General features: G+C 47.0%; 3 protein-coding genes. All 3 read left to right on the top strand.

Annotated features, from left to right (window positions below):
• Window positions 1–307 precede the first annotated feature (307 nt).
• The gene (locus FDX03_RS02995; RefSeq protein WP_115601119.1) at window positions 308–1,939 is read left to right on the top strand and encodes a sensor histidine kinase; all 1,632 of its coding nucleotides are present in this window, start codon (window positions 308–310) and stop codon (window positions 1,937–1,939) included.
• The gene (gene dcuR / locus FDX03_RS02990) at window positions 1,936–2,655 is read left to right on the top strand and encodes a two-component system response regulator DcuR (protein WP_048213860.1); all 720 of its coding nucleotides are present in this window, start codon (window positions 1,936–1,938) and stop codon (window positions 2,653–2,655) included. Before FDX03_RS02995 ends, dcuR begins: the two co-directional genes overlap by 4 nt.
• 753 nt (window positions 2,656–3,408) lie before the next feature.
• Window positions 3,409–4,749, top strand: coding sequence for an anaerobic C4-dicarboxylate transporter DcuB (dcuB, locus tag FDX03_RS02985; protein WP_048213861.1), 1,341 nt, complete (start codon window positions 3,409–3,411; stop codon window positions 4,747–4,749).
• Window positions 4,750–4,781 lie beyond the last annotated feature (32 nt).

Here is a 4,781-nt window from a genome sequence, read left to right as displayed (position 1 = left end):
TGGCCCGCAACCCTTAAATGACAGAAAAATGACTGACTGCTGCAATCCCCAGCAGAACCCCGCCTTATACCCATTTACACACAGAGTTATCCACAAAGCCGTCAATATTTCCTGCATCACATCCCGGAAAAAGAAGAAACCAACATTGAATCCTCTTTTCTATATAGAAAGAAAATAACGGATGCCCATTTTCTACTACATATATAAGAAGGGATGGCGGCGGGAGTGCCCGAATCCCCCTACTACCTTTGAATTACGTACCTCATCGGGCGATAATACCCGCACAAACAGTGATTCCAGGACTGCGATGAGACACCCTCTGCAACGAACGGCTATACGCAAACGCCCGATGAAACTCGGCACAACCGTGATCCTCATGGTCAGCGCGGTCCTCTTCTCTGTGCTACTCGTCGTTCATTTGATTTACTTCTCGCAAATCAGCAACACGACACGTGATGCCTTAGCAGACAAAGCGCTTGCGGTCGCGCGAACGTTGGCAAACTCTCCTGAAATCCGCGAGGGGCTCAAGAAAAAGCCTGAGGACAGCGGCATCCAGGCAATTGCTCAAGCGGTAAATAAGCGCAACGATTTTTTATTCATCGTTGTCACGGATATGAAAAGCATTCGTTATTCGCACCCTGAAGCACAACGTATCGGCCAACCGTTTAAAGGCGACGATATCCTGTTGGCGTTACAGGGCAAAGAGAACGTTGCCATTAATCGCGGCTTTCTGGCTAAAGCGCTACGCGTTTTCACCCCCATTTATGACGATCATCACCAGCAGATTGGGGTTGTGTCGATCGGTCTCGAGTTAAGCAGGGTCACCGAACAGATCAATAACAGCCGCGGCAGTATCTTTTGGTCTATCTTATTTGGCGTTCTGGTTGGGTTACTAGGTACCTGGGTATTGGTGAAGGTTCTCAAACGCATTCTGTTTGGTCTGGAGCCTTATGAAATATCCAACCTGTTCGAACAGCGCCAGGCGATGCTGCACTCTATAAAGGAGGGGGTCATTGCCGTTGATGATAGTGGTGAGGTCACGCTAATAAACCAGGCCGCCCAGGAGCTATTGGATTACCGAAAGTCGCAGGATGATGCCCAACTCTCCACACTCAGCCATGCATGGTCTCAGGTAGTTGATCTTTCGCAGGTGCTACGTGATGGAACACCACGCCGTGATGAGGAGATCACGGTGAAGGACCGGCTGCTTTTAATCAACACCGTTCCAGTACTCAGCAATGGCAGAATCATCGGGGCAATTTCAACGTTCAGAGACAAGACGGAAGTCCGAAAACTCATGCAACGTCTGGACGGTATGGTTAACTATGCCGATGCACTTCGTGAACGATCCCACGAATTCATGAACAAGTTACACGTGATTCTGGGATTATTGCACCTGAAAAGTTATAAGCAGTTGGAAAATTATATCATTAAGACGGCCAACAATTATCAGGAAGAGATTGGCTCACTGTTAGGCAAAATAAAATCACCGGTGATCGCGGGCTTTTTACTCAGTAAGATTAATCGCACATCTGATTTAGGTCATAGTCTGATCATTAGTAATGAAAGCCAGTTGCCGGAAAATAGTAATGAAGATCAGGTGGCAGTGTTGATCACCGTGCTGGGTAATTTGATTGAAAACGCCCTGGAGGCGCTAGGTCAAGAATCGGGGGGTGAGATCAGCGTATCCTTACATTATCGACACGGCTGGTTGCATTGCGAAGTGAATGACGATGGTCCGGGGATCGCCCCCGAACGCATTGACCACATCTTTGAGAAGGGCGTCTCGTCAAAAGGAACCGAACGAGGCGTCGGTTTAGCACTTGTGAAACAGCAGGTTGAAAACGTTGGCGGTAATATTTCCGTCGAATCCGAACCTGGGGTCTTCACCCAATTTTTTGTACAGTTACCGTGGAATGGTGAGAGGGCCAGCAGATGATCAATGTCTTAATTGTCGATGACGATGCAATGGTAGCGGAGTTAAACCGCCGTTATGTCGCGCAGCTGTCTGGTTTTCATTGCTGCGGAACGGCCTCTACTCTCGAAAAAGCCAAAGAGATCATCTTTCATGGCGAACATCGTATTGACCTGATTCTACTGGATATTTATATGCAGAAAGAAAACGGTCTGGACCTGTTACCCATTCTGCACAGCGAAGGCTGTAAATGTGATGTCATCGTCATCTCCTCCGCCGCCGATGCGACAACCATTAAAGACTCACTCCACTACGGTGTCGTTGATTATCTGATCAAACCATTTCAGGCCTCACGCTTTGAAGAAGCCTTAACCAACTGGCTGCAGAAGAAAACGGATATGGAGAAGCATCAGTACTATGAACAGTCAGAGCTTGACCAACTGATTCATGGTAGCTCTTCCAGCGAGCAGGAAACGCGGCGCTTACCCAAGGGGCTGACACCACAAACGTTACGTACGCTGTGTCAGTGGATTGATGAGCACCAGGACCAGGAATTCTCCACGGATGAACTGGCGAACGAGGTCAATATCTCCCGGGTATCATGCCGTAAATACCTTATCTGGCTCGTCAATTGTCATATCTTATTTACCAGTATCCATTATGGTGTTACTGGCCGACCGGTTTACCGCTACCGCGTTCAGGCTGAGCATTACTCATTACTTAAACAATACTGCCAATAAAACGCTCCCCCAGGGATTATTCGTTATATAAAAGTAACAATTATTAAAATAATGAAAAATCCCTTTTTGTCCCGCTAAAACAGATAAATAGTTAATTTGCGTTAGATCAAATATATTTGTATCAAACATGTTAAATTCATTATTTTGTTATTGATAAACATCACACTGTTTTTAATTTCAAAATCGCTAACAAAAGTTAATTAAGTATTAACTAACTCACAGAGTGTGTATTTTTACTCCTAAAGGATTAGTCTGAATTTCATCAGACATAAAAATCTAGACTGGTAGCAATGGAGACCATGCTACGTACTATGGACACCGTACATTTTTGTGAGCAAATAAACGTATCCGTACGCCAGACTCATTACCACATGACATGGCGTGACCGCGATCACATAAAGAATACACTCACCTGGTATACCGGTGTTTTACGTAATAGCGGACAATGTAGAACCAACGGTCAGCCCCCGGAAAACCGGTGTAAGCCAGCCCAACTACAGCGTCAGCCGCAGCGCTTCATAACCAGCCCTACTTCCCATCGCCTGAGGATTCTCTCCTCTGATCAATGCCATAGAAAAAAGCTAAATATTTCCAAAAAGTTATAAATACATTCTAGCCAGACATTTAAACATTAATCGCAAATACGGACATATCGAATACTGACCATTTTTTGATGCTTATTCCGGCAAAAAAGAATGTGCCACAGATCCATTTTTCAAAAAATTGACTGGGTTTTTCGCGAGGGTAAATAAAATGTTATTTAGTATACAACTTCTCATAATATTAATATGTTTGTTTTATGGTGCCAGAAAGGGCGGTATCGCGCTGGGTTTGTTAGGCGGTATCGGCCTGGTTATTCTGGTTTTCGTGTTCCATCTCCAGCCGGGTAAACCCCCTGTTGATGTAATGCTGGTTATTATTGCCGTGGTGGCCGCTTCTGCAACCTTGCAAGCCTCCGGCGGTCTTGACGTTATGCTGCAAATTGCTGAAAAGCTGCTGCGTCGTAACCCAAAATACGTTTCTATCGTAGCACCATTTGTTACCTGTACCCTGACTATCCTGTGCGGTACCGGCCACGTGGTGTACACCATTCTGCCGATCATTTATGACGTCGCCATTAAGAACAATATTCGCCCGGAACGCCCAATGGCGGCGAGTTCTATCGGTGCACAGATGGGGATTATCGCCAGTCCGGTTTCTGTAGCCGTTGTCTCGCTGGTTGCGATGCTGGGTAACGTGACATTTGAAGGCAAGCACCTCGAATTCCTCGACCTGCTTGGCATCACCATTCCGTCTACCCTGCTGGGTATCCTGGCTATCGGTATTTTCAGCTGGTTCCGTGGTAAAGATCTGGATAAAGACGAAGAGTTCCAGAAGTTTATTTCCGTACCTGAAAACCATCACTATGTGTATGGCGACACGGCAACACTGTTAGACAAAAAACTGCCGAAAAGTAACTGGCTGGCAATGTGGATCTTCCTCGCTGCCATCGCCGTTGTTGCCGTGCTCGGTGCAGTATCTGAACTGCGCCCTTCTTTTGGTGGCAAACCGCTGTCAATGGTCCTGGTTATCCAGATGTTCATGCTGCTGACTGGCGCATTGATTATCATCTTAACCAAAACGAATCCCGCATCTATCTCAAAAAATGAAGTCTTCCGTTCAGGTATGATCGCGATTGTTGCGGTGTACGGTATTGCCTGGATGGCCGAAACCATGTTCGGTGCGCATATGTCTGAAATTCAGGGCGTACTGGGCGAGATGGTGAAAGAACATCCGTGGGCCTATGCGATCGTCCTGCTGTTAGTCTCCAAGTTTGTAAACTCTCAGGCTGCAGCGCTGGCCGCTATCGTTCCAGTCGCACTGGCTATCGGGGTTGATCCAGCGTACATCGTTGCTTCTGCTCCGGCTTGTTACGGTTACTACATTCTGCCGACCTACCCGAGCGATCTGGCTGCTATTCAGTTTGACCGTTCAGGTACCACCCACATTGGCCGTTTCGTTATCAACCACAGCTTCATTCTGCCTGGTTTGATCGGCGTAAGCGTATCCTGTGTCTTTGGTTGGGTCTTCGCCGCAATGTACGGTTTCCTGTAATCACACTTCGCGTGCCGTCCGCTATGGTGCGG

It is taken from the genome of Citrobacter sp. wls827 (genome assembly GCF_005280875.1).
In the GTDB taxonomy this organism is placed as follows: Bacteria; Pseudomonadota; Gammaproteobacteria; order Enterobacterales; family Enterobacteriaceae; genus Citrobacter; species Citrobacter youngae.
Note: the sequence above shows the minus strand (reverse complement) of the source record. Positions and strands in the feature narration are given on the sequence as shown.